This is a genomic window from Pseudomonas sp. GNP012, from assembly GCF_054343835.1.
The window spans coordinates 3401140-3423488 of record NZ_JBTGUU010000001.1 but is presented as its reverse complement, the minus strand read 5'-3'; the positions used below and the strand labels follow the sequence as shown (position 1 = coordinate 3423488).

The 22349-nt window shown below is 62.0% G+C and carries 25 protein-coding genes; 16 read left to right on the top strand and 9 right to left on the bottom strand.

Annotation, left to right across the window (positions count from 1 at the left end; translation table 11 throughout):
* Position 1: 1 nt before the first annotated feature.
* Positions 2–1348 carry an MFS transporter gene (locus ACXX83_RS15300; protein WP_458549003.1) on the bottom strand — a complete coding sequence of 449 codons (1347 nt, stop codon included), beginning with the start codon at positions 1346–1348 and terminating at the stop codon, positions 2–4.
* A 280-nt stretch (positions 1349–1628) separates the two neighbouring features.
* On the opposite strand from ACXX83_RS15300, the gene ACXX83_RS15295 reads away from it, so the two are divergent.
* Entirely contained in the window at positions 1629–2339 is a 711-nt protein-coding gene (locus tag ACXX83_RS15295; RefSeq protein ID WP_458549002.1) for a FadR/GntR family transcriptional regulator, read from the top strand.
* A 147-nt stretch (positions 2340–2486) separates the two neighbouring features.
* Here the strand turns inward: ACXX83_RS15295 and ACXX83_RS15290 are convergent, their stop codons facing one another.
* Positions 2487–3398: a DMT family transporter gene (locus tag ACXX83_RS15290; protein ID WP_458549001.1), complete on the bottom strand. Its 912-nt coding sequence runs from the start codon at positions 3396–3398 to the stop codon at positions 2487–2489.
* Positions 3399–3494: 96 nt separating this feature from the next.
* Here ACXX83_RS15290 and ACXX83_RS15285 point away from each other — a divergent pair, with 96 nt between their 5' ends.
* On the top strand, positions 3495–4358 hold the full coding sequence (locus ACXX83_RS15285) for a LysR substrate-binding domain-containing protein (RefSeq protein WP_458549000.1): 864 nt from the start codon (positions 3495–3497) through the stop codon (positions 4356–4358).
* Positions 4359–4476: 118 nt separating this feature from the next.
* Here the strand turns inward: ACXX83_RS15285 and trhP are convergent, their stop codons facing one another.
* Positions 4477–5802 carry a prephenate-dependent tRNA uridine(34) hydroxylase TrhP gene (trhP, locus tag ACXX83_RS15280; RefSeq protein ID WP_458548999.1) on the bottom strand — a complete coding sequence of 442 codons (1326 nt, stop codon included), beginning with the start codon at positions 5800–5802 and terminating at the stop codon, positions 4477–4479.
* 159 nt (positions 5803–5961) lie between these two features.
* Here trhP and ACXX83_RS15275 point away from each other — a divergent pair, with 159 nt between their 5' ends.
* Entirely contained in the window at positions 5962–7023 is a 1062-nt protein-coding gene (locus ACXX83_RS15275) for an AI-2E family transporter (RefSeq protein WP_458548998.1), read from the top strand.
* Here ACXX83_RS15275 and ACXX83_RS15270 read toward each other — a convergent pair.
* The 3 genes from ACXX83_RS15270 to ACXX83_RS15260 all read right to left on the bottom strand — a co-directional run bounded on the left by ACXX83_RS15270 (position 7020) and on the right by ACXX83_RS15260 (position 8314).
* The gene (locus tag ACXX83_RS15270) at positions 7020–7211 is read right to left on the bottom strand and encodes a hypothetical protein (protein ID WP_102674556.1); all 192 of its coding nucleotides are present in this window, start codon (positions 7209–7211) and stop codon (positions 7020–7022) included. The genes ACXX83_RS15275 and ACXX83_RS15270 overlap by 4 nt on opposite strands.
* Positions 7212–7326: 115 nt before the next feature.
* Positions 7327–7521: a hypothetical protein gene (locus ACXX83_RS15265; protein WP_007976845.1), complete on the bottom strand. Its 195-nt coding sequence runs from the start codon at positions 7519–7521 to the stop codon at positions 7327–7329.
* 427 nt (positions 7522–7948) lie between these two features.
* Positions 7949–8314, bottom strand: a complete 366-nt coding sequence (locus ACXX83_RS15260; protein WP_102701863.1) for a hypothetical protein — start codon at positions 8312–8314, stop codon at positions 7949–7951.
* A gap of 246 nt (positions 8315–8560) precedes the next feature.
* Here ACXX83_RS15260 and ACXX83_RS15255 point away from each other — a divergent pair, with 246 nt between their 5' ends.
* Entirely contained in the window at positions 8561–9379 is an 819-nt protein-coding gene (locus ACXX83_RS15255; RefSeq protein WP_458548997.1) for a shikimate 5-dehydrogenase, read from the top strand.
* 9 nt (positions 9380–9388) lie between these two features.
* Entirely contained in the window at positions 9389–9907 is a 519-nt protein-coding gene (locus ACXX83_RS15250) for a cupin domain-containing protein (RefSeq protein ID WP_458548996.1), read from the top strand.
* 345 nt (positions 9908–10252) lie between these two features.
* On the opposite strand, the gene ACXX83_RS15245 is transcribed toward ACXX83_RS15250, so the two are convergent.
* The gene (locus ACXX83_RS15245) at positions 10253–10897 is read right to left on the bottom strand and encodes a YceH family protein (RefSeq protein ID WP_218504327.1); all 645 of its coding nucleotides are present in this window, start codon (positions 10895–10897) and stop codon (positions 10253–10255) included.
* A 172-nt stretch (positions 10898–11069) separates the two neighbouring features.
* Here ACXX83_RS15245 and ACXX83_RS15240 point away from each other — a divergent pair, with 172 nt between their 5' ends.
* The 7 genes from ACXX83_RS15240 to ACXX83_RS15210 are packed head-to-tail and all read left to right on the top strand — an operon-like array spanning position 11070 to position 16742.
* Complete coding sequence (locus tag ACXX83_RS15240; protein ID WP_458548995.1) at positions 11070–12242, top strand: acyl-CoA dehydrogenase family protein; 1173 nt, start codon at positions 11070–11072, stop codon at positions 12240–12242.
* Entirely contained in the window at positions 12239–13432 is a 1194-nt protein-coding gene (locus ACXX83_RS15235) for an acyl-CoA dehydrogenase family protein (protein ID WP_458548994.1), read from the top strand. The genes ACXX83_RS15240 and ACXX83_RS15235 overlap by 4 nt, the downstream gene beginning before the upstream one ends.
* 13 nt (positions 13433–13445) lie before the next feature.
* Complete coding sequence (locus ACXX83_RS15230) at positions 13446–14228, top strand: SDR family oxidoreductase (protein WP_095967437.1); 783 nt, start codon at positions 13446–13448, stop codon at positions 14226–14228.
* A gap of 2 nt (positions 14229–14230) precedes the next feature.
* Positions 14231–14689, top strand: a complete 459-nt coding sequence (locus ACXX83_RS15225; protein WP_217835804.1) for a MaoC family dehydratase — start codon at positions 14231–14233, stop codon at positions 14687–14689.
* A 29-nt stretch (positions 14690–14718) separates the two neighbouring features.
* Entirely contained in the window at positions 14719–15921 is a 1203-nt protein-coding gene (locus ACXX83_RS15220; RefSeq protein ID WP_458548993.1) for an acetyl-CoA C-acyltransferase, read from the top strand.
* Positions 15922–16311 carry a steroid Delta-isomerase gene (locus ACXX83_RS15215; RefSeq protein WP_458548992.1) on the top strand — a complete coding sequence of 130 codons (390 nt, stop codon included), beginning with the start codon at positions 15922–15924 and terminating at the stop codon, positions 16309–16311.
* Positions 16308–16742, top strand: coding sequence for a nuclear transport factor 2 family protein (locus ACXX83_RS15210; protein ID WP_458548991.1), 435 nt, complete (start codon positions 16308–16310; stop codon positions 16740–16742). The genes ACXX83_RS15215 and ACXX83_RS15210 overlap by 4 nt, the downstream gene beginning before the upstream one ends.
* Before the next feature lie 306 nt (positions 16743–17048).
* Here ACXX83_RS15210 and ACXX83_RS15205 read toward each other — a convergent pair whose 3' ends face one another.
* Positions 17049–17546, bottom strand: coding sequence for an SRPBCC family protein (locus tag ACXX83_RS15205; protein ID WP_458548990.1), 498 nt, complete (start codon positions 17544–17546; stop codon positions 17049–17051).
* Between the two features lie 113 nt (positions 17547–17659).
* The gene (locus tag ACXX83_RS15200) at positions 17660–18430 is read right to left on the bottom strand and encodes an SDR family oxidoreductase (protein WP_458548989.1); all 771 of its coding nucleotides are present in this window, start codon (positions 18428–18430) and stop codon (positions 17660–17662) included.
* A gap of 268 nt (positions 18431–18698) precedes the next feature.
* On the opposite strand from ACXX83_RS15200, the gene ACXX83_RS15195 reads away from it, so the two are divergent.
* Genes ACXX83_RS15195 through dmpG form a run of 4 tightly spaced genes read left to right on the top strand, consistent with a single transcriptional unit; the run spans position 18699 to position 22303 of the window.
* A complete protein-coding gene (locus ACXX83_RS15195; RefSeq protein WP_458548988.1) occupies positions 18699–19541 on the top strand; it encodes an alpha/beta fold hydrolase in 843 nt (280 codons plus the stop codon).
* Positions 19538–20329, top strand: a complete 792-nt coding sequence (locus ACXX83_RS15190; RefSeq protein WP_458548987.1) for a fumarylacetoacetate hydrolase family protein — start codon at positions 19538–19540, stop codon at positions 20327–20329. The genes ACXX83_RS15195 and ACXX83_RS15190 overlap by 4 nt, the downstream gene beginning before the upstream one ends.
* Before the next feature lie 18 nt (positions 20330–20347).
* On the top strand, positions 20348–21256 hold the full coding sequence (locus ACXX83_RS15185; protein ID WP_217835796.1) for an acetaldehyde dehydrogenase (acetylating): 909 nt from the start codon (positions 20348–20350) through the stop codon (positions 21254–21256).
* A 12-nt stretch (positions 21257–21268) separates the two neighbouring features.
* Positions 21269–22303 carry a 4-hydroxy-2-oxovalerate aldolase gene (gene dmpG / locus ACXX83_RS15180; RefSeq protein WP_429383326.1) on the top strand — a complete coding sequence of 345 codons (1035 nt, stop codon included), beginning with the start codon at positions 21269–21271 and terminating at the stop codon, positions 22301–22303.
* The last annotated feature ends 46 nt before the right edge of the window (positions 22304–22349 follow it).

The following is a 22349-nucleotide window of genomic DNA, read 5'->3' as shown; positions in this document are numbered from 1 at the left end:
TTCAGGCGTGGTGGGGCGCTGGTTTGCCCGGTGCTGTGACAGGGGCGACCTTGGGTTTGTTGCGTGCGGCAAAGACGATGATCGCGGCGATGATCGAGGTCGCGGCCAGGCCATAGAGTCCGCCCTGGATGGAGCCGGTGCGTTCCTCCAGCAGGCCGAACGTGGTCGGCGCGACGAAACCGCCGAGGTTGCCCACCGAGTTGATCAGCGCGATGACGCCGGCGGCGATGCGTGCGTCCAGATAAGCCTGGGGAATCGGCCAGAACAGCGACGAGGCCGATTTGAAACCCAGCGCTGCAAAGCAGATCGCGACGAAGGCGAAGACCGGCCCGCCGGTGGTGGACATGAACATCCCGGCAGCGGCGATCAGCAGGGCCGCGGCGACCCAGGCTTGCTGATGCTTCCACTTGGCCGACAACGAGGCGAAGGCATACATGCCGACAATCGACAGCAGCCACGGAATCGAGTTGAACATTCCGACCTGGAAGTCGCTGAGGTCGCCCATCTTCTTGATGATGCTCGGCAGCCAGAAAGTCGCGGCGTAGATGGTCAGCTGGATAAAGAAGTAGATCAGGCAGAACAGGATGATCTGGCGATCCTTGAGCAATTTGCCCAGTGACGGCTTGATCGGTGTGGCGGCTTCGCGGGCCAGTTGTTCGTCGTCGATGGCCTTGACCAGCGCGTCCTGCTCGTCGCGGCTCAGCCATTTGGCATCGTGGGGTTTGGAGTCGAGCCAGAACCAGACAAAAACACACAGACCCACCGAGAACATGCCTTCGATGAAGTACATCCATTGCCAGCCATACATCCCGAGTCCACTGATTTGCAGCAGCAGACCGGACAGTGGGCCGGAGATCAGCGAGGCGATCGCCGAGCCACTGAGGAAAATCGCAATCGCCTTGCCACGCTCCACGCCAGGCAACCAGCGGGTGAAGTAGTAGATCACCCCGGGAAAGAACCCGGCCTCGGCCACGCCCAGCAGAAATCGCAGGATGTAGAAGTGGGTTTCGTTCTGGATGAACGCCATGCCCGCGGCGACCAGGCCCCAGGTCAGCATGATGCGAGTCAGCCAGATGCGGGCGCCGACTTTTTGCAGAAGGATATTGGAGGGCACTTCGAACAGTGCATAGCCGATGAAGAACAGGCCGGCACCCAGACCGTAGGCGGCCGCGCCAATGCCCAGGTCGTGTTCCATGTGGGCGCGGACGAAACCGATGTTCACTCGATCAATGTAATTGACGATGAACATGATGACGAACAGCGGCAAGACGTGACGTTTGACTTTGGCGATGGCGGACTTCAGCGCTGAATTGGCGTCGTCGTGCATCCCGGAGACGGATGTATTCACTGCGTTTTCTCCCACTCGTTATTTTTATGCGGGGTGAAGCTGAGTGCTGCGTTGTTGATAGACATCATACAACTAGGTTTTTTGATCTTGCAACCGCCTTTGTCCAATGAAATGGCGCTACATTAGAGATTTTTTATTCTGGTGATGGTGGCGGTTGGCCTTTAAAACGAATCGATATGGGCTGGTTGTTGAGTGTTGTCATACAAGTTGAGCGAGATTTTTCAGGATTCCCGCCCGGCGCGGTGCTACGATTCGATAGCCCTGATTTCCGGACACCCTCATGCAAGAAGACCTCGAAGCACCCGCCCGCAAGCGCAGCCACAACCTGGCCCATGACCTGGTGGAGAAACTGACCCAGCGCATCCTGCTCGGCCAGATGTTGCCCGGCGACAAGCTGCCGTCGGAAAACACCATCGTTCAGGAACACGGGGTCAGTCGCACGGTGGTGCGCGAGGCGATCTCGAAGTTGCAGGCCTCGGGGCTGGTGGAAACCCGGCATGGCATTGGCACGTTCGTGATCGAGCGCGCACCGGAGCAGGGGCTGCGGCTGAATGTCGATACGGCGTTGGGGGTACGCAGCATTCTGGAGTTGCGCATGGGCCTGGAAACCCAGGCGGCGGCGCTGGCGGCAACTCGCCGCACCGATCTGCAACTGGCGCAGATGCGTGAAGCGCTGGACGATTATCAAAGCCTGCTGGCCAACAACGACAGCTGTGTCGAAGCGGACCGGCGTTTTCATCTGCTGATCGCCGAAGCCACCGGCAACGTCTGCTTTACCAAAATCATGCAGCACCTGGGCAGCGCCATGATCCCGCGCACCCGGGTCAATGCGGCCGAGCGGGGGGCCGTGGACTTGAGCAAGCTCGGCGAGCTGGCCAATCTTGAGCACGAGGCGATCCTCAACGCCATCAAGCGCCAGGACCCGGACGCGGCGCGGGCGGCGATGTGGTTGCACCTGACCAACAGTCGTGACCGGTTTTCGGCTAGTTGATAGTCAGTGACACCGCGTCATCGTTCATCGCGGGCAAGCCACGCTCCCACAGGTTCTGGGTCGTGCTCAGGAACCGCGGCAACCATAAAACCCTGTGGGAGCGAGCTTGCTCGCGATAGCGCCCGACCAGACGGCGCAAAACCTGAATCAGACCCTGACAGCCTGAACAACCACAGCCCGCCGCTCCAGATTCAACGCCAGCACACTCGCCAACACCACCAGCCCACCCACCACGATCATCAACGTCGGCCGTTCGCCGAGCGCATAAGACGCCATCACCATCGCCGTCGGTGGCGTCAGATACAGCGTCATGGTCGCCCGGCTCAAATCGACATGCGCCAGCACATAGGCCCAGGCCAGGTACGCCAGGGCACTGGGGAATATCCCCAAGGCAATCACCGCCCACTGCACGCGCATCGGCGCCATGGCGACTTGATCCACAAGGCCGGGCAGAAAAATCAGCAACAGCACCGTACCGGACCACACCGTGTAGCACACCAGCGTCAGCCCGTCGTAACGCCCGGTGTGATGTTTTTGCAGGGCAAAGTAGAGGCTCCAGGACACCGCCGCCAGCAGGATCAGCAAGCCATGGGCGTCAATGCTGCCCAGGCCATTATCGCCCGCCACCACTATCACCACGCCAAACAACCCGAGCAGCACACAACCCCAGCGCCACAGGCTCACCTGATCCTTGAACACGAAGCGCGCGATCAATGTGCTGAACAGCGGCGTGGTCTGGGCCAGGACGCTCGAAGCGCCAGCGCTGACTCCCTGCTGCCCGAAGTTGATCGCCACGTGATGCAGGCTCACGGCAAAGAAACCCAGGCCGAACATCAGCGGTAAGTCTCGCAGGCTGGGCAGGCGGATGCCCTTGAACATCGCGACCACGGCCATGAACACGGAGGCCAGCAGGAAGCGCAGCAGGGCCAGGTGCACGGGGTCGTAGGCCTGCAAGCCGATATGAATGCCGGTCGGGGAGTATCCCCAGCACGCCACGACAAATGCCATGGCCAGAATGATTTTCCAGGGTGAAACGGGGGAGGGTGTGAGCGGCGTCATGGTCGTGCACCTGTGGGCTGATGCACGGAGTATCAGAAAGCCTATCGTTCGCCACAACTGACTTATACTGTGCCAACCGTTCACTATGGGTGATGTATGGAGCTGGCACAGATTCGCATGTTCAAGACCGTGGCCGAGGTCGGCAGCATTGCCCGCGCAGCGCAATTGCTGCATTGCGTGCCGTCCAACATCACGGCACGGATCAAGGCCCTCGAGGCTGAGCTGGGTGTCGCGCTGTTCCTGCGCGAAGGCCGAGGGCTGCGCATCAGCCCGTCGGGGCAGACTTTCCTGGCCTACGCGTCGAAAATTCTCGCCCTGACCGTCGAGGCCAAGCGGGCGGTCGACCCTTCGGCCGAACCCTCAGGGCCGTTGCGCATCGGCGCCATCGAGTCGTCGGCCACCGGGCGTTTGCCGCGCCTGCTGGCGAAATTTCACAAGCGTTTCCCGCAGGTGGCGCTGGAACTGACCACCGGCGCCTGGGGGCAACTGCTCGATGACACGCTCAATCACAACCTTGACGGCGCCATCGTCGCGGTCGACGTCGAGCGTTCGCATCTCAAGCGCACGCCGATGTACCGCGAAGAGTTGCTGCTGATCGCCTCGACATCCCTGGGGCCGTTGCGCGACATCAGCGACTTGCAGGACCAGACCGTGTTCATGTGGCCCCAGGGCTGTCCGTACCGGGCGGCGCTGGAGCATTGGTTGTTGCGACAGGGGCAGGCACTGCCGATTGTCAGCCTGGCCAGTTATGGCGCGATTGTCGGTTGCGTCAGTGCCGGGGCCGGCGTGGCGCTGGTACCCAAGGGGATCTTCGACCAATACGCCAAAGGTGCGGGGTGCGCGGGGTTTGAGTTCCCTGAGCTGACCGCCGTCGACAACCTGTTCTACTGGCACGAAAACGCCGGGGTGCACCCGGCGCGGGAGGCGTTCGTGGCGATGCTCCGCGAGGAATTTGCCTGACGCAGTACCTGTGGGAGCGGGCTTGCTCGCGAAGAGGGCGGCACATTCAAAGTCAATATTGACTGACACACCGCCTTCGCGAGCAAGTCGAATCGTCGCACCGCCGCTCCCACAGGGATTACGGCATGTTGAAATCTCGCATCAGCAGGCCAAAACTCAAATCCACCGCATCCGGTATCGGCAAATACACCGTATACCCATCCCCCGGTGCAACGTCGATCGCTTCACCCTTGGCGTTCTGCAGCTGATGCAGATCGAAGTGGAAGTTGCCCTTGGGCGTCATCAGCTCCATGTGGTCGCCCACGCCGAAACGGTTTTTCACCTTGACCTCGGCCAGGCGATCCCGGCGCTGCCCGGTCAGCTCACCGACAAACTGTTGTCGTTCCGACACTGAGCTGCCGTTCTGGTAGTTCTGGTATTCGTCATGCACATGCCGGCGCAGAAAACCTTCGGTGTAGCCGCGCTGGGCGAGGGATTCCAGGTCGCTCATCAGGCCGCGGTCGAAGGCCCGGCCCGCCACTGCGTCGTCGATGGCCCGGCGATAAACCTGGGTGGTGCGCGCGCAATAAAAGTGCGATTTGGTCCGGCCTTCGATTTTCAGCGAGTGCACGCCCATCTGCGTCAGGCGTTCGACGTGCTGCACGGCGCGCAAGTCCTTGGCGTTCATGATGTACGTGCCATGTTCGTCTTCGAAGGCAGGCATCTGTTCGCCGGGACGATTGGCTTCCTGCAACAGGAACACCTGATCGGTGGGCGCGCCGATGCCCAGGGTCGGTTCGGGGTCGAATGTCTGCACGATTTCGCCCAGCTGGTTTTCCGTGGCCGGCTGCGCCGAATATTTCCAGCGACAGGCATTGGTGCAACTGCCCTGATTGGCGTCGCGTCTGTTCATGTACCCCGACAGCAGGCAGCGCCCGGAATAGGCCATGCACAATGCGCCATGCACAAACACTTCCAGTTCCATGGCCGGCACTTGCCCGCGGATCTCGGCGATCTCTTCCAGCGACAGCTCCCGCGACAGGATGATCCGGCTCAAGCCTTGCTGCTGCCAGAACTCGACGCTTGCCCAGTTCACGGTATTGGCCTGCACCGAAAGGTGGACCGGCATCTGCGGGTAGTGCCGGCGCACCAGCATGATCAGGCCGGGGTCGGACATGATCAGCGCATCGGGGGCCATGGCGATCACCGGTTCAAGGTCCTTGAGGAAGGTCTTGAGCTTGGCGTTGTGCGGCGCGATGTTCACCACCACGTAGAAGCGCTTGCCCTGCGCCTGGGCCTCGCGAATGCCGAGGGCGAGGTTGGCGTGGTCGAATTCATTGTTGCGCACCCGCAGGCTGTAGCGCGGCTGGCCGGCGTACACGGCATCGGCGCCGTAGGCGAAGGCATAACGCATGTTTTTCAGGGTGCCGGCGGGGGCGAGCAGTTCTGGCGCGGTGAGGTTCATGGTGGTGTCGTCGCAAAAGCCGCACAGGGTAAACGCTCGGCACGGAGCGTTTATTGACCTGGATCTATGTCTGATCAACAAAGAGATGGCACTCGCGCGAGCCGCAGCGGACTAAACATCAGGGCGCGAGTTTTTCGTCCCGGCGGGCATGGATCGAATATGAACGAAGAAACCCTGAAAGACAGATCGCTGACCATCCTTCTGGCCCTGGTGAGCGTCGCCTTCATCTGGATCCTGCTGCCGTTCTACGGCGCTGTGTTCTGGGCGGTAATCCTCGGCATCCTCTTCGCTCCGCTGCAACGGCGGCTGCAGTTGAGGTTCGGCTGGGAGCGCAACCTCACGTCACTGCTCACGCTGAGCATCTGCCTGTTGATCGCGATCCTGCCAGTGATAGTCCTCAGCAGCCTCCTGGTCCAGGAGGGGGTTGCGCTCTACAAGAACATCGAGAGCGGCGAACTGGACATCGCCGGGTACGTGACGCAGTTCAAGCACATCCTGCCGCCGTATTTCCAGCACCTGCTGGATCGCTTCGGCATGGGTGAGCTGAACGGGCTGCGAGAGAAAATCGTCAAGAGTGCGATGACCGGCGGGCAGGAACTGGCCGCCAAGGCCTTCATTTTTGGCCAGGGCACGTTCGAGTTCATCGTCAGTTTCTTCATCATGCTGTACCTGCTGTTCTTCTTCCTGCGCGACGGCGCTGAACTGGCACGCAAGGTGCGTGCGGCGGTGCCGTTGGAGGAACAGCAGAAACGTCGTTTGCAGCTCAAGTTCAATCGCGTGGTACGGGCCACGGTGAAGGGCAACCTGCTGGTGGCGATCACACAAGGCGCGCTGGGTGGCCTGATGTTCTGGTTCCTGGACATTCCCAGCGTAGTGCTCTGGGCGGTGTTGATGGCGTTTCTGTCGCTGTTGCCGGCGGTGGGGGCGGGGATTGTCTGGGTACCGGTGGCGGCGTTTTTCCTGCTCACCGGGGCCATCTGGCAGGGCGTGGTGCTGGGATTGTTCGGGATCTTCGTGATCGGCCTGGTGGATAACGTGCTTCGACCGATTCTGGTGGGCAAGGACACCCGGATGCCGGACTACATGATCCTGATCTCGACCCTCGGCGGCCTGGCGATTTTCGGGCTGAACGGCTTTGTCATCGGCCCGTTGATCGCGGCCCTGTTCATGTCCAGCTGGGACATTTTCATTGAAACCAAACCGCGGGTGCAGCTGCCTTAGGCGCTGAGCCTGCCGGACTGGCCGGAGCCGATGCGTTGCGACAGTTCACGGGCGGCGGGCAGCGAAGTGAGCGGGCCGCTGATCTGCACACCGTCCTGCACCAGATACCAGCAGGCGAGCATGCCCAGCTCTCTGAGCTGTGCGGGGACGGCGCTGCCGATAACGGACATGATCTGAACCTGGGACATGACAAGTACCTCCATCAATCTGTGGAGCTACTTTAAGGTCCGGGTGCCTCGATGAGTAATCAACGCTTTCAATAGTGGTCATTGATGCCAGCGGGGGCAAACGACCGTTGGTCGGTCAGTTGACCACCTGATCGAGCATGTTCACCACTTCCTGCTCGTTGAGCAGGCCCTTGCGCACCAGGTTTTGCGTCAGCAGCGAGAGAAACTTGGCGCTGCGATGACCTTCCAGGTGCTTGAGTTCGGTCAGTGCGTTGTACACCTTGCTGGAGGTGCACAGACCGACGATGCGGTGCGGGTTTTGCGTTGGCATGTGGTCGTCCTTGTTGTTATCAAGCTGTTTTCGACGGACAGCACCGAGCTTGCGGATCTGTCATGACAAAAATATGACCGTTTTTCGCCACACGGCAGAAACCGGTCGAGTCCATCTTGCCCGTTTCTGCCGCGCACACTGTCCCGATAGCGACCTTGGCGAGATTTATCCAGACCTGCACCGACCAACGGGCATGAAAAAGCTTGTTCGCGCAATTGCGGGGAACACCGATAACGCACTACCTGTAGGAGCCAGCTTGCTGGCGATGGACTCAAGTACGCCGCGTTTATCCAGTTCACCCGCGTTATCGTTAACGACCATCGCGGGCAAGCCAGCTCCTACAGGGGACCGTGCGCATGCTGAAAATGAAGTGACCTCCACCCCCCCAAAAAAAGCCCCGCTGTTTCAGCGGGGCTTGAAGGATTCGTTACCAGCGGCCGTGTCGCGGGCCGTAGTAGCCGCGTGGTGGGCCGTAGTAGCCACGGGGTGGCCCATAGTAAACCGGAGCCGGGCGGTAGTAGATCGGTTGCTGCACGTAGACCGGGGCCGGCTGGTAGTAAACCGGGGGCGGTGGCGCGTAATAAACCGGAGGCGGCGGGGCGTAGACCGGTTGCGGCGCGACATAGACCGGGCGGTTGGCGTTGATCAGAGCCGAACCTACGATGGCAGTACCGACGATCGCGCCAAACACCGCCGGACCCTGCCAGTAATTACCACCACCATGGGCTTGCGCCTGTCCCGCGATAGCGAGGGCGCCGATCAGCAAGGCTACTGTGGGGATTTTACGGATCATGATAGTTCCTCGGTTCTTCAGCCCGGCGCCTGTGTCTGCAATAGACCCAGGGATTGTCGCGGGGATACTTCTAAGACAGCTTTTTTTCGAAAAACAGCACGGTCGCCAGGTAAATTTTGTGTAAGGTCTGTACCGACTTTCTTACCGACCTGGTCAAGCCCGTGCGTCCAGGCTTTCATGATCGATCAGATCCAGATGGACGGCTAATCCCGTCTATCCGAAAAGTGCATTTGAAGGAGCTTTGCCATGCAGATGAACCCCAACAAAGACACCCAGCTGTGCATGTCCCTTTCAGGGCGTCCCGGGAACTTTGGCCTGCGTTTTCATAATCATCTGTATGAACAATTGGGCCTGAACTTCTACTACAAGGCCTTCGCCAGCCAGGACCTGCCGGGCGCCGTCGCCGGCATTCGCGCCCTGCGCATTCGTGGTTGTGGCGTGTCGATGCCGTTCAAGGAAGCCTGCATTGCCCTGGTGGATGAACTCGACGCCTCTGCCGCCGCCATTCAATCGATCAACACCATCGTCAACACCGACGGTCATCTCAAGGCCTACAACACCGATTACATCGCCGTGGCCCAGTTGCTGGAAAAACACCAGGTGCCCAAGGACTCGACCTTTGCCCTGCGCGGCAGCGGCGGCATGGCCAAGGCCGTGGCGAGCGCCTTGCGCGATGGCGGCTACGAGAACGGACTGATCGTGGCCCGCAACGAGCGTGCCGGGCAGGCGCTGGCGCAGTCGTTGGGCTATGAGTGGCAGGCAGAGTTGGGCAGTCGTCGCCCGCGGATGCTGGTCAATGTCACGCCGATCGGCATGACGGGAGGGCCGGAGGCCGACCAACTTGCCTTTGAGGGCGATGTGATCGAAAAAGCGGAAACCGTCTTCGATGTGGTGGCGATTCCCTCGGAAACGCCGCTGATCGTGCGTGCCCGTGCCGAAAGCAAGCGGGTCATCACCGGGCTGGAAGTGATCGCGATCCAGGCGCTGGAGCAATTTGTGCTCTATACCGGTGTACGGCCGACGGATGAGCAATTCCAGAAGGCCGTGGCGTTTGCCCGCAGCTAGGAGGTGCCCATGCATCCCCCCATTCTCAATCTGAACACTGTCGAGCTTGAACCGCTGCCCGAAGCGTTTGCGCCGAGCGGTGAAACCGCCGGTCGCTATCAACAGCGTCTGGCCCGTGTCGGTCAACTGCTGGGGGCGCAAAAACTGGGATATCGCCTGTATGTGCTGGAGCCGGGCATGCGCGGCAGTCCGTTTCACAGCCATCGGGTCAATGAGGAAATGTTCTACGTCGTGGCCGGGGAAGGGCAGGTTCGCCTGGGATCTGAACGCTTTCCAATCCGCGCCGGTGATGTGATCGCCTGTCCACCGGGTGGGCCTGAACAGGCCCATCAGATCATCAATACCAGCAACGGGGAGCTGCGTTACCTGGCGGTCAGCACCCAGCAATCACCGGAGATCTGCGAATACCCGGATTCCGGCAAATATGCCGTGATGGATGACTTCAAGGTCGATGCCGAGGGCAATGCTTCCGGATTTGTTGCGGTGGCCCGGCAGGCCGATGGGGTGGATTACTGGGACGGGGAGTAACTCAAAGCCCGCTCCCACAGGTTCTGTATCAATCACAAATGCCAGCCAGCCCACAGATCCACCGTGAGAGCGGGCTTGCCCGCGAAAGCGTCAGCACATCCAGCATTGATGTGACTGACAATCCGCTTTCGCGAGCAGGCTCGCTCCCACAGGTTCCGTGTCGATCACACATGCCAGTCAGCCCATCGATCCACTGTGGGAGCGAGCCTGCTCGCGAAAACGTCGGCACATCCAACATTGCTGTGACTGACAATCCGCTTTCGCGAGCAAGCCCGCTCCCACAGGTTTTGTGTCAATCACAAATGCCAGTCAGCCCACAGGTTTTGTGCCAGGCAAGCATCCAGGCTATTCCAGCCGTGCCAGCCGCTCTTCCAGCGCCGCAATCCGCGCTTCCAGTTCTTCGATCCGTTCTACTGAAACCCCGCTGTTGCCACGTTCGACCGGGTTCTGCCGTGCCGCCATGATCGCCTCGATATCCGCCGGGTCGCCCAAGGCGTGGGTATAGCGGTCTTCGCGCTGGCCGGCCTGACGCGGTATCAGGACGGCCAGGCCCCGGGCAATCAGGCGTTCGAGTTGATGCACGACCTGTTCGGCGTCTTCGAATTCATGCATGCGACCGCTGCGGGTCAGCAGCTCATTGACGGTCTGCGGGCCACGCAGAAACATCAGCCCGGTCAGGATCACCTGCGCCGGCACCAGTTCCAGGGCCTTGTCGACCTTGTGTTCCCAACGGTCGGCACGGCTGCCCATCACCAGCCGGGTGAAGCCGCGTCCTTCGAGCGCGCGCAGGCTCTGGCCGACCTGGCCCGGCGTCAGGTTCATCACCGGCTCGCGGCTGGTTTTCTGGTTGCAGGCGATCACCAGGGCATTGAGGGTCAGGGGATAGGTTTCCGGGCTGGTGGCCTGTTTCTCGATCAACGAACCCAGAATGCGAATTTCCGTACTGTTGAGCCGCGGTTCGTCGAAAGTCGTCTCTTGCTCAGTGCTCATGGTTCTGCATCCTTAGCTGATTCATGTTTTTCACTTGCGTGAGCGCACTTTGACATCGCCCGTTCGGACTAGGCAAGGCTAACGATTCTGCCGCGTCCCGCGGGCGCCAGACTTCATGCTCAAAGGGGTGTTGCGCCACGCGCGCCCCGCCAAACGAGCAGAAGGCGCCGCGATGGAGTTTGCATTCAGCGACGAACAGGAAATGATCCGCGCATCGGCCGAGGGCTTCCTCGCCGATGTCTCGGATTCTGCCGCCGTGCGCGCGGCAATGGTCAGTGAACGGGGTTTTGACGAAGCCCTCTGGCAGCGTTTGTGCCAGGAAATGTACTGGCCCGCCATTCATATCCCCGAAACCTACGGTGGCCTTGGCCTCGGTTTTGTCGAGCTGACGATCCTGCTCGAACAGATGGGCCGGCGTTTGCTGTGCTCGCCGTTTTTCGCCACCGCCTGCATGGCCACACCCGCGCTGTTGCTGGCCGCCGATGATGAACAGAAACAGCGCTGGTTGCCGTCGATTGCCGAAGGCAGCGTGACCGCGACCCTGGCGTTCAGCAGTGCCAACGGCTGGTCAGCCGACGATGTCCAGGCAACCGTGGTGGCCGAAGGCGACGGGTTCATCCTCGATGGCACCCTCAAGCATGTAATCGACGGCCATGGCGCCGATCTGTTGATCATTGCCGCACGACAACCCGGAACCACTGGCGAAAAGGGCATCAGCCTGTTTGTCGTGAACGCGGCACAGGCCGGCATCGAACGGCAGATGTTGCCGACCATGGACCAGACCCGGCGCCAGGCGCGGATCCAGCTCAAGGGTCTGTACCTTGAAGCTGACGCGCTGCTGGGTGAGTTCGGTCACGGCTGGCCGCACCTTGAGCGCGTCCTGCAGCTGGCCTGCATCGGCCTGGCTGCCGAGCAGACCGGCGGCGCGCAGCAGGTGCTCGATCTCAGCGTGGCCTACATGCAGGAGCGCCAGCAGTTCGGGCGCCCGATTGCCAGTTTCCAGGCCCTCAAGCACCGCGCCGCGGACATGATGCTGCAAGTCGAATGCGCGCGTTCGGCCAGCTACTACGCCGCGTGCGTGGCCCAGGAGGTTCTCGACCCCCAGGGGGATCCGCAGGTCGCGGCCCAATTGCCGCTGGCGGCGGCGCTGGCCAAGGCGCAGTGCTCCGAGACCTATTTCCACTGCGCGTCCGAATCGATCCAGTTGCACGGCGGCGTCGGTTTCACCTGGGAATACGACCCGCACCTCTACTTCAAGCGCGCCCGCGCCAGCGAGAGTTTCCTCGGGTTACCGGCCTGGCATCGCGAGCGCATTGCTTCGGTGATTCTTGGAGAACAGCCATGAAAATCAGTTTCAGCGAGCAGGACGAACGCTTCCGCCAGGAAGTGGCCGACTGGATGAGCGCCAACCTTTGCGGTGAGTTCGAGGCCCTGCGTTTTCGCGGCGGTCCGGGCGACGAGCACATGTTTCCCGAAGAGCGCAAAGCCTGGGAACGCAAACTCGCCGAAGGCGGCTGGACCTGCGTCGGCTGGGCGCCGGAGCATGGCGGGCGTGGCTTGTCGATCACCCGGCAAGTGATTTTCCACGAAGAATACGCCCGCGCCGGCGGCCCCGGCCGCATGGGTCATATCGGCGAAGGGCTGGCCGGGCCGACCATTGCCGCGTTCGGCACGGTCGAACAGCAACAGCGTTTTTTGCCGGGAATCGTCAGCGGCACGTCGTTCTGGTGCCAGGGCTATTCGGAGCCGGGCGCCGGTTCCGACCTGGCCAACGTCAAGACCCGCGCCACGCTGGATGAGGCGAGCGGCCAATGGGTGATCAATGGCCAGAAAGTCTGGACCTCCCTGGCCCACGAATCGGACTGGTGCTTTGTCATCGCCCGCACCGAACCTGGCAGCGTCGGCCATCGCGGCCTGTCGTTCCTGCTGGTGCCGATGGCCCAGGCAGACATCACCGTGCGGCCTATCGAGCAACTGACCGGCACCTCGGAGTTCAACGAAGTGTTCTTCGACGATGCCCGCACCGACGCCGCCAATATCATCGGCGCGCCGGGCGACGGTTGGAAGATCGCCATGGCGCTGCTGGGTTTCGAGCGGGGTGTGTCGACCCTCGGCCAGCAGATGCAGTTTCAGAACGAACTCAACGAAATCATCGCCATCGCTAAAGCCAACGGTGCCGACCGCGATCCGATCCTGCGCCAGCGCCTGGCCGAAGCCTGGAGCGGGTTGCGGATCATGCGCTACAACTCGCTGCGCATGCTTTCGGGTAGCCAGGACGGGTCGCTGCGCAAGGAGGCGACCATCTACAAGCTGTTCTGGTCGACCTGGCACGCCAGCCTCGGCAAGTTGGCGATGGACGTGCTCGGCGCCGAAGCGGAGTTGCTCGAAGCAGCGCCCTACCAACTGACCCGTTTGCAGTCGCTGTACCTGTTCAGCCGCGCCGACACCCTGTACGGCGGCAGCAACGAAATCCAGCGCAACATCATCGCCGAGCGTGCCTTGGGCATGCCCAAAGAGCCGCGTCCGCGCGCCTGAAAGGAGAGAGTTCATGTCTGTACCTCAATATGTTGAAGGTCGCGGCCTGCTGCGCGGCAAGTCGGTACTGATCACCGCGGCGGCGGGTGCCGGGATCGGTTTTTCCGCCGCCGTGCGTGCTGCCGAGGAAGGTTGCCGTGCGCTGATGATCAGCGACATCCATGAAGGCCGGTTGGCCGAAGCAGTGCTGAAAATTCGCGAAACCACCGGGTTGCAGCAGGTCTTCGGCCAGGTCTGCAACGTCGCCGACGAAACCCAGGTGCAGCAGTTGATCGCTTGCGCCGAGCGCGACCTGCAAGGCGTCGACGTGCTGATCAACAACGCCGGTCTCGGCGGCTCGCGCCTGCTGGTGGAGATGGGCGACGAGGAGTGGAACCGGGTGCTGGATGTGACGCTCACCGGCACCATGCGCATGACCCGCGCCATGCTGCCGAAAATGATGGAGCGGCGTGCCGGCGTCATCGTCAATAACGCCTCGGTACTGGGCTGGCGCGCGCAGAAAGAACAGTCGCACTACGCCGCGGCCAAGGCCGGGGTCATGGCGCTGACCCGCTGTGCAGCGGTCGAGGCCGCCGACTACGGCATCCGCATCAACGCGGTCAGTCCGAGCATCGCCCTGCACGATTTCCTGCGCAAATCCGCGCCCCAGGCGGTGCTCGATCAACTCGCCGCCAACGAAGCCTTCGGCCGTGCCGCCGAAGTCTGGGAAGTGGCCAACGTGATGATGTTCCTGGCCAGCGACTACAGCTCCTACATGACCGGCGAAGTGTTGTCGGTATCCAGCCAGAGGGCGTGACCATGCCACGTATTTTCGAGACGCCGATGGCCCTGTTCGAGGCCGTTGGCCAATCGCTCGGCGTCAGCGACTGGCTGCTGCTGGAGCAGGACCGCATCGACCGGTTCGCCGACGCCACCGGCGATCACCAGTGGATTCACGTCGATCCGCTCAAGGCCGCCGATGGCCCGTTTGGCGCCTGCATCGCCCATGGCTACCTGAGCCTGTCACTGGTCAACCTGTTCCTGCCGCAGATCGTCGAAGTCCGTGGCCTGGCCATGGGCGTCAACTACGGTTGCGAGCGGGTGCGCTTCCCTTCGGTGGTGCGCGTCGGTTCGCGGGTACGCGGCAGTGCGCAATTGATCGCGGTCGAGGAAGTGAAGGGCGGCGTGCAGGCGACCATCCGCGTCAGCGTCGACATCGACGGCCAGGAACGTCCAGGCGTCGTGGTCGACACCATCAGTCGCTATTACCCGGCCTGACCTTCAACAGCATTTTCGAGGAATCCAGCATGAAAGAAGCCGTCATCGTTTCGACCGCCCGTACTCCGATCGGCAAGGCCTTTCGCGGTGCGTTCAATGACACCGAGGCGCCGCAACTGGGCGGCCACGTGGTGCGCGAAGCCGTGCGTCGCGCCGGCATCGAGCCGGGTGAAGTGGACGACGTGATCATTGGCGCCGCCGCGCAGCAGGGTACGCAGTCCTACAACCTGGGGCGCCTGTGCGCGATCGCCGGCGGTTTGCCGACATCGGTTGCCGGGATGGCCGTTGAGCGCCAGTGCTCGTCGGGCCTGATGAGCATCGCCATGGCCGCCAAAGGCATCATGTGCGACGAAATCGACATCGCCGTGGCCGGTGGCCTGGAGTCGATTTCCCTGGTGCAGAACAAGCACAAGAACCTCTATCGCAACCAGTCGGCTTCAGTGATCGAGCTGGACCCGCACGCCTACATCCCGATGATCGAAACCGCCGAGATCGTCTCCGCGCGCTATGGCATCTCCCGCGACGAGCAGGACGAGTACAGCTACCAGAGTCAGCTGCGTACCGCACAGGCCCAGAGCGCCGGGCGCTTCGACCGCGAACTCGCGCCGCTGGCCAGCCGCAAGGCACTGTTCGACAAGGCTACCGGCGAATCCGGTTATGAATCCGTCACCTTGCTGCGCGACGAGTGCAACCGCATCGACACCACCCTCCAGAGCCTGAAAGCGCTGGAACCGGTATGGCCGGGCGGTCAGTGGAGCGACAAGGGGCGTTTCATCACCGCTGGCAATGCTTCGCAGTTGTCCGACGGTGCGTCGGCCTCGGTGTTGATGAGCGCGAAAATGGCCGAGAAGCGTGGCCTGGAACCGCTGGGGATCTATCGCGGCATGGCCGTCGCCGGTTGCAACTCCGATGAGATGGGCATCGGCCCGGTCTACGCCATTCCCAAGCTGCTCAAGCGCCACGGCCTGACCATGGACCACATCGGCCTCTGGGAGTTGAACGAAGCGTTCGCCTGTCAGGTGCTGTACTGCCGCGACACCCTGGGCATTCCCGACGAGCGCCTGAACGTCAACGGCGGGGCGATTTCCATCGGTCATCCGTTCGGCATGTCCGGGGCGCGGATGGTTGGCCATGCGCTGATCGAAGGCCAGCGTCGCGGTGTGCGGTATGTGGTGGTGAGCATGTGCATCGGTGGCGGCATGGGCGCCGCCGCCCTGTTCGAGGTGGTCTGAATGATCAGCGCACAGCAGATCCAGGCAACCATGGCGCGTTATGTGGAGCTGGTGGATGCCGGCGACATCGAGGGCATCCTCGCGCTCTACGCCAAAGACGCCACCGTTGAAGACCCGGTCGGCCAGGCGCCGTTGCAGGGCATCGACGCCATCGCGCGTTTTTATCGTGAAGGACTGGGGGCGATGAAAGTCTCGGCAACCCGGACCGGCCCGGTGCGCGCGACGCTCAACGGTTGCGGGGCGATGCCGTTCCGGGTCGACATGGAGTGGGGCGGGCAACCGTGTTCGCTGCATGTGATCGACGTGATGGAGTTCGATGCCGACGGCAAGATCCGCTCGATGAAAGCCTACTGGAGTGAAGTTAACGTAACTGCGCGAGGTGAAGCATGAACCTGGAACAACGGATCGCCCGCCTGGAAGCGCTGGAGGACATCCGCCAGCTCAAGCATCGCTACCTCAATGCCTGCGACCTCAAGCAGGTCGAGGTGATTGCCGACTGCTTTGCCGACGGTGAAGTGCTGATCGATTACGGTCCGTTGGGGATCTTTCATGAGCGCGACAGTTTTGTCGCGCTGTACCGCGAGCTGGCCTGCCATGAGCGGGTGATCGACCTGCATCATGGCGCCAACCCGGAAATCGAGGTGTTGGGCGAGGATCAGGCCCGGGGCCGTTGGGCCCTGTGGTATTTCAACCTGGATGGCGAGAGCGGGGCGACGCGGCAGTTGGGTGGGTTCTATCAGGACCGTTACGAGCGTATCGCCGGCCAATGGAAGATCGTCGCCACCCGTTTTATTGCTCACTCGGAAGTGGCGCGTTCCTGAGGTAGCCCCTGTGGGAGCGAGCCTGCTCGCGATGGCGGCGTGTCAGGCGACATTGATGTTGGATGTTCCGGCCCCTTCGCGAGCAAGCTCGCTCCCACCGGTTTTAGGGTGAACCTGGTACTGCAACCCCCCAATCCCCTGTGGGAGCGGGCTTGCCCGCGAAGGCGGCGTGTCAGGCGACATCAATGTTGGATGTGCCGACCTCATCGCGAGCAGGCTCGCTCCCACAGTTTTTGTGGTGAACCTGGCATTAGCGTACAACCCCATTCCCCCTGTGGGAGCGAGCCTGCTCGCGATGGCGATAAGTCAGGCAACATTGATGTTGGATGTGCTGACAGCCATATCCGCATTCTGTGTCCGGCCGGTTTCGTAGTACGCCTTGAGGTTCTCCGCAATCTGCCTCACGACCTTGTCGAAGGCCTTGGCCAGCAACCACTCTGCCAACCTGCCACCGCGCAGGCTGTATCGCATTTGCAGGGTGATGCGGGTCGTGTCGCCTTCGGCTTGCAGGGCATAACTGAAACTTGCCTGGCGAAACGGAAAGGGTGAGTCATTGCCGCCCTTGTGCAACCGCAGCAAGAACCCCGTGCCTTCCTGCCACTGCATCACGCTTTCATCCAGATACTGACCGCCCTTGCGCAGCACCCGGCGACTGGCGCCGAGGCCTTCTTTCGGCCCAGGATGAAACTGGCAACCGGTCAACCCCGGCACGTAGTGCGGGGCGAGGCTCAGGTCGCGCAGTTTGGTCCATGCGGCTTGTGGCGTGAGGTCGAGCGGGACGCTGTGGCTGGCGATTGCGGGCATGTCGGAACTCCTTTTGTTATTCGAATGCTTGAAAGATCGCAGCCTCGTTTCACTCGACAGCTCCTACAGAGATTGAGGTTCAACTGTAGGAGCTGCCGCAGGCTGCGATCTTTTCAGGATTGGGCAGCGTCGAGAAACGCCGGTCGCTCGCCGGCACCGTGCACCGCGATGTCCGCGCCGCTGACATAACGGGCCAAAGACGACGCCAGGTACAGGCAGGTATCGCCAATGTCCTCCGGGGTCGCCAGGCGTTGCATTGGAATGGTCGCCGCCACCCGGGCAATGCCCGCGTCGTCACCATAATGCATGGCCGCCTGCTCGGTGAGAATCAGCCCGGCGGTGACCGCATTGACCCGCACCTTCGGCGCCCATTCCACCGCCAGCGAGGTGGTCAGGTTCAGCAGACCGGCCTTGGCCGCGCCATAGGCGGCGGTGCCGGGGGAGGGGCGGGTGGCGCTGACGCTGCAGATGTTGATGATCGCGCCGCCGTCGGCCTGGGCCTGCATCACCTGGTTGGCCTGCTGACACAGGTTCAGTGGAGCGATCAGGTTCAAGCGAATGATCGCTTCGCTGAAACGGGGAGAAGCGGTGGCCGCGTCGGCATTCGGTGAACCGCCGGCGTTGTTGACTAGCAAATCGAGGCGGCCGAAACGCTCGACGATCTGTGTGATCAAGCGCCCGGATTGTTCGACGTCCCGCAGGTCGCAGGGCACGAACAGCGCCTCGCGTCCGCCGCTGGCAGGCACGAATGGCGGGGCTTGGCGACCGCAGATCACCACCTCGGCGCCGCAGTCGAGAAAGCGCTGGCTGATGCCGCGACCCACACCTTTGCCACCGCCGGTGACCAGTACCACTTTGCCGCGAAAGTCCATTGGATCAAGCATGGGAATTCTCTTTTTGCTGCTCGGGAATGCCGTCGATGCTAGGTCTGTGGTTCCTGTAATCCAACGTCCGATGAGACTAGGAACGGTGTAGGAGCGAGCCTGCTCGCGATGGACGTCAACGATAACGCGTAAAACCTGATGCCCCACGTTGTCCTGGCGTTTTTCGCGAGCAGGCTCGCTCCTACAGGGGCGTAGTCCTGTCGGACGATGTTGCGCAGCCGGCCCGTCTGAATAATCCAGCTACAACAACAGGCCGGGAGGACACCTTATGGGCGCTTCAGCGCAAGGGCACTTCGTTACGCTGCCGGATGGTTTGCAGCTGCGCTATGTGGATACAGGCGGGAAGGATGGCGGCAACGGCGAGCCGGTGATCTTCATCCATGGCAGCGGGCCGGGCGCCAGCGGTCACAGCAACTTCAAGCAGAACTATCCGGTGTTTGCCGAGGCCGGTTACCGGGTGATAGTCCCGGATCTGCCGGGCTACGGCGCCTCGGACAAACCCGACACCCTCTACACCCTGGATTTTTTTGTCGCAGCCCTGAGCGGTTTGCTCGATGCCCTCGACATCCAGCGTTGTGTGCTGGTCGGCAACTCCCTGGGCGGCGCGATCGCGATCAAACTGGCCCTCGACCAACCGCAGCGTGTCAGCCGTCTGGTGCTGATGGCGCCCGGTGGCCTGATGGAAAAGGAACAGTATTACCTGCAGATGGAAGGCATCCAGAAAATGGGCGCCGCCTTCGCCAAGGGTGAGCTGAACGACGCGGCGGGCATGCGTCGCCTGCTGGCGCTGCAGCTGTTCGACGAAAGCCTGATCAGCGACGAGACGGTCAACGAGCGGGTGGCCGTGGTGCAACAGCAGCCGGTGTGCGTGCTGTCGACCATGCAGGTACCGAACATGACGTCGCGCCTGGGTGAGTTGCAGTGCCCGATCCTCGGTTTCTGGGGCATGAACGACAAGTTCTGCCCGTCCTCCGGCGCCCGGACCATGCTCGAGAACTGTTCCAGAATCCGTTTCGTGATGCTCAGCGAGTGCGGGCATTGGGTTCAGGTCGAGCACCGTGACTATTTCAACAGCCAGTGCCTGGCGTTTCTTCAGGAGGCCCGCGGATGAGCGTGCAATTGCGCCGTGAGTTCGGCGAAGAGCTTTATCAGGCGCTGCTCAGCGGCTCCACTCTGGCGCCGCTGACCGAGCGTTGGCCGTCGATCAGCATCGAAGACGCCTATCACATTTCCCTGTACGCCATTGAGCGTCGGGTGGCGGCCGGCGACCAGATCGTCGGCAAGAAGATCGGGGTGACCTCGGCGGCAGTGCAACAGATGCTCAACGTGCATCAACCGGATTTCGGCTTCATCACCCGGCAGATGTCGTTCGATGACGATGCGCGCATTTCTCTGTCGGCGAACAAACTGATCCAGCCCCGCGCCGAAGGCGAGATCGCCTTCAAGCTCAAGCACGACCTGGTCGGCCCCGGCATCACCGAGGCCGATGTGCTGGCCGCCACCGAATACGTAATGCCGTGCTTCGAGATCGTCGACTCGCGGATTCACGACTGGCGCATTCGCATCCAGGACACGGTTGCTGACAACGCCTCCTGCGGTGTATTCGTGCTGGGCGACAGCAAGGTCGACCCCCGCGAGCTGGACCTGCCCAGCTTGCGCATGCGCGTGTTCAAGAACGGTGAACCCCTGAGCGAAGGCCTGGGTTCGGCAGTGCAGGGCAATCCACTGACGGCGGTGGCCTGGCTGGCCAACACCCTGGGCGCCTTCGGCATTCCGTTCAAGGCCGGGGAAATCATTCTGTCCGGCTCCCTGGTGCCACTGGAACCGGCCCGTGCCGGTGACCGTTTTTCTCTGACCATCGATGGCCTGGGCAGTGCCCGGGTGACTTTCTGCGCCTGACTTTTGGAGTTTGACCCCATGAGCAAAAAACTCAGAGCGGCCATTATCGGCCCGGGCAATATCGGCACCGATCTGCTGATGAAAATGTGTCGATCGCAATGGATCGAGCCGGTATGGATGGTTGGCGTCGACCCTGAATCCGAAGGCCTGAAACGTGCCCGGGAAATGGGCATCAAGACCACCGCCGGCGGTGTCGATGGCTTGCTGCCGCACGTGCTCGACGATGATATTCGCATCGCCTTCGACGCCACCTCGGCTTACGTGCACGCGCAAAACAGCCGCAAACTCAACGAACTCGGGGTGATCATGATCGACCTCACGCCGGCGGCCATCGGCCCGTTCTGCGTGCCGCCGGTCAACCTCAAGGAGCACGCGTCGAGCCTGGCGATGAACGTCAACATGGTCACCTGCGGTGGCCAGGCGACCATCCCGATGGTGGCGGCGGTGTCGCGGGTGCAACCGGTGAGCTACGGCGAAATCGTTGCCACCGTGTCGTCCGGTTCGGTCGGCCCGGGTACCCGGCAGAACATCGACGAATTCACCCGCACCACGGCCGGTGCGGTGGAGAAGATCGGCGGCGCCCGACGCGGTAAAGCCATCATCGTCATCAACCCGGCCGAGCCGCCGCTGATGATGCGCGACACCATCCACTGCCTGACCGATGACGAGCCGAACCAGGATGCGATCCGCACCTCGGTGCTGGACATGGTTCGCGAGGTGCAGCGCTATGTGCCCGGCTACAAGCTGATCAACGGGCCGGTGTTCGACGGGCGCAAGGTGTCGATCTTCATCGAGGTCGAAGGCCTCGGCGACTTCCTGCCCAAGTCCGCCGGCAACCTCGACATCATGACCGCCGCCGGTTTGCGCACGGCCGAGATGTTCGCCGAAGAAGCCCACAAGGGCACCCTGCAACTGCCTGTCCGTTGAGTGGAGATGAGTATGAATTTGCAAGGTAAGAGCGTCCGTCTGCATGACATGAGCCTGCGCGACGGCATGCACGCCAAACAGCATCAGATCAGCATTGAACAAATGGTCTCGGTGGCCACCGGCCTCGATGCGGCCGGCGTGCCGCTGATCGAAATCACCCACGGCGATGGCCTGGGCGGTGCGTCGCTGAACTACGGCTTCCCGGCCCACAGCGACGAAGAGTACTTCGCTGCGGTGATCCCGCAGATGAAACAGGCCAGGGTTTCGGCCCTGTTGTTGCCGGGGATCGGCACCCTCGACCACCTGAAGATGGCCCATGAACATGGGGTTTCGACCATTCGCGTGGCGACCCATTGCACCGAAGCGGACGTGTCCGGCCAGCACATCGGCATGTCGGCGAAGATGGGCCTGGACACCGTCGGCTTCCTGATGATGGCGCACATGGTCAGCCCGGAGAAACTGCTGGAGCAGGCGCGGCTGATGGAAAGCTACGGCGCCAATTGCATCTACTGCACCGACTCGGCCGGCTACATGCTGCCCGATGAAGTGACGCAAAAGATCGGTGCCCTGCGCGCCGGCCTGAACGCCGGGACCGAAGTCGGTTTTCACGGCCACCACAACATGGGCATGGCCATCGCCAACTCCCTGGCCGCCATCGAGGCCGGTGCTGCGCGGATCGATGGGTCTGTAGCGGGCCTTGGCGCAGGGGCGGGCAATACGCCGCTGGAAGTGTTCGTCGCGGTGCTGGAGCGCATGGGGGTCAACAGTGGCGTGGATCTGTACAAGATCATGGACGTGGCCGAAGACCTGGTGGTGCCGATGATGGACCAGCCGATCCGCCTGGACCGCGATGCGCTGACCCTGGGTTACGCCGGGGTCTACAGCTCGTTCCTGCTGTTCGCCAAGCGTGCCGAGCAGAAGTACGGGATTGCTGCTCGGGAGCTGCTGGTGGAACTGGGCCGACGCGGGACTGTGGGTGGTCAGGAGGACATGATTGAAGACCTGGCGTTGACCTTGTCGCGGGCCCGTGGGGTATTGCCAACCTGATCCATGCAGCAACGAAAAAACCACCGATGAATCGGTGGTTTTTTTA

Coding starts and splice junctions, on each gene's coding strand:
- ACXX83_RS15295 (WP_458549002.1), top strand. CDS start 1,629: ATGCAAGAAGACCTCGAAGCACCCGCCCGCAAGCGCAGCCACAACCTG.
- ACXX83_RS15290 (WP_458549001.1), bottom strand. CDS start 3,398: ATGACGCCGCTCACACCCTCCCCCGTTTCACCCTGGAAAATCATTCTG.
- ACXX83_RS15285 (WP_458549000.1), top strand. CDS start 3,495: ATGGAGCTGGCACAGATTCGCATGTTCAAGACCGTGGCCGAGGTCGGC.
- trhP (WP_458548999.1), bottom strand. CDS start 5,802: ATGAACCTCACCGCGCCAGAACTGCTCGCCCCCGCCGGCACCCTGAAA.
- ACXX83_RS15275 (WP_458548998.1), top strand. CDS start 5,962: ATGAACGAAGAAACCCTGAAAGACAGATCGCTGACCATCCTTCTGGCC.
- ACXX83_RS15270 (WP_102674556.1), bottom strand. CDS start 7,211: ATGTCCCAGGTTCAGATCATGTCCGTTATCGGCAGCGCCGTCCCCGCA.
- ACXX83_RS15265 (WP_007976845.1), bottom strand. CDS start 7,521: ATGCCAACGCAAAACCCGCACCGCATCGTCGGTCTGTGCACCTCCAGC.
- ACXX83_RS15260 (WP_102701863.1), bottom strand. CDS start 8,314: ATGATCCGTAAAATCCCCACAGTAGCCTTGCTGATCGGCGCCCTCGCT.
- ACXX83_RS15255 (WP_458548997.1), top strand. CDS start 8,561: ATGCAGATGAACCCCAACAAAGACACCCAGCTGTGCATGTCCCTTTCA.
- ACXX83_RS15250 (WP_458548996.1), top strand. CDS start 9,389: ATGCATCCCCCCATTCTCAATCTGAACACTGTCGAGCTTGAACCGCTG.
- ACXX83_RS15245 (WP_218504327.1), bottom strand. CDS start 10,897: ATGAGCACTGAGCAAGAGACGACTTTCGACGAACCGCGGCTCAACAGT.
- ACXX83_RS15240 (WP_458548995.1), top strand. CDS start 11,070: ATGGAGTTTGCATTCAGCGACGAACAGGAAATGATCCGCGCATCGGCC.
- ACXX83_RS15235 (WP_458548994.1), top strand. CDS start 12,239: ATGAAAATCAGTTTCAGCGAGCAGGACGAACGCTTCCGCCAGGAAGTG.
- ACXX83_RS15230 (WP_095967437.1), top strand. CDS start 13,446: ATGTCTGTACCTCAATATGTTGAAGGTCGCGGCCTGCTGCGCGGCAAG.
- ACXX83_RS15225 (WP_217835804.1), top strand. CDS start 14,231: ATGCCACGTATTTTCGAGACGCCGATGGCCCTGTTCGAGGCCGTTGGC.
- ACXX83_RS15220 (WP_458548993.1), top strand. CDS start 14,719: ATGAAAGAAGCCGTCATCGTTTCGACCGCCCGTACTCCGATCGGCAAG.
- ACXX83_RS15215 (WP_458548992.1), top strand. CDS start 15,922: ATGATCAGCGCACAGCAGATCCAGGCAACCATGGCGCGTTATGTGGAG.
- ACXX83_RS15210 (WP_458548991.1), top strand. CDS start 16,308: ATGAACCTGGAACAACGGATCGCCCGCCTGGAAGCGCTGGAGGACATC.
- ACXX83_RS15205 (WP_458548990.1), bottom strand. CDS start 17,546: ATGCCCGCAATCGCCAGCCACAGCGTCCCGCTCGACCTCACGCCACAA.
- ACXX83_RS15200 (WP_458548989.1), bottom strand. CDS start 18,430: ATGCTTGATCCAATGGACTTTCGCGGCAAAGTGGTACTGGTCACCGGC.
- ACXX83_RS15195 (WP_458548988.1), top strand. CDS start 18,699: ATGGGCGCTTCAGCGCAAGGGCACTTCGTTACGCTGCCGGATGGTTTG.
- ACXX83_RS15190 (WP_458548987.1), top strand. CDS start 19,538: ATGAGCGTGCAATTGCGCCGTGAGTTCGGCGAAGAGCTTTATCAGGCG.
- ACXX83_RS15185 (WP_217835796.1), top strand. CDS start 20,348: ATGAGCAAAAAACTCAGAGCGGCCATTATCGGCCCGGGCAATATCGGC.
- dmpG (WP_429383326.1), top strand. CDS start 21,269: ATGAATTTGCAAGGTAAGAGCGTCCGTCTGCATGACATGAGCCTGCGC.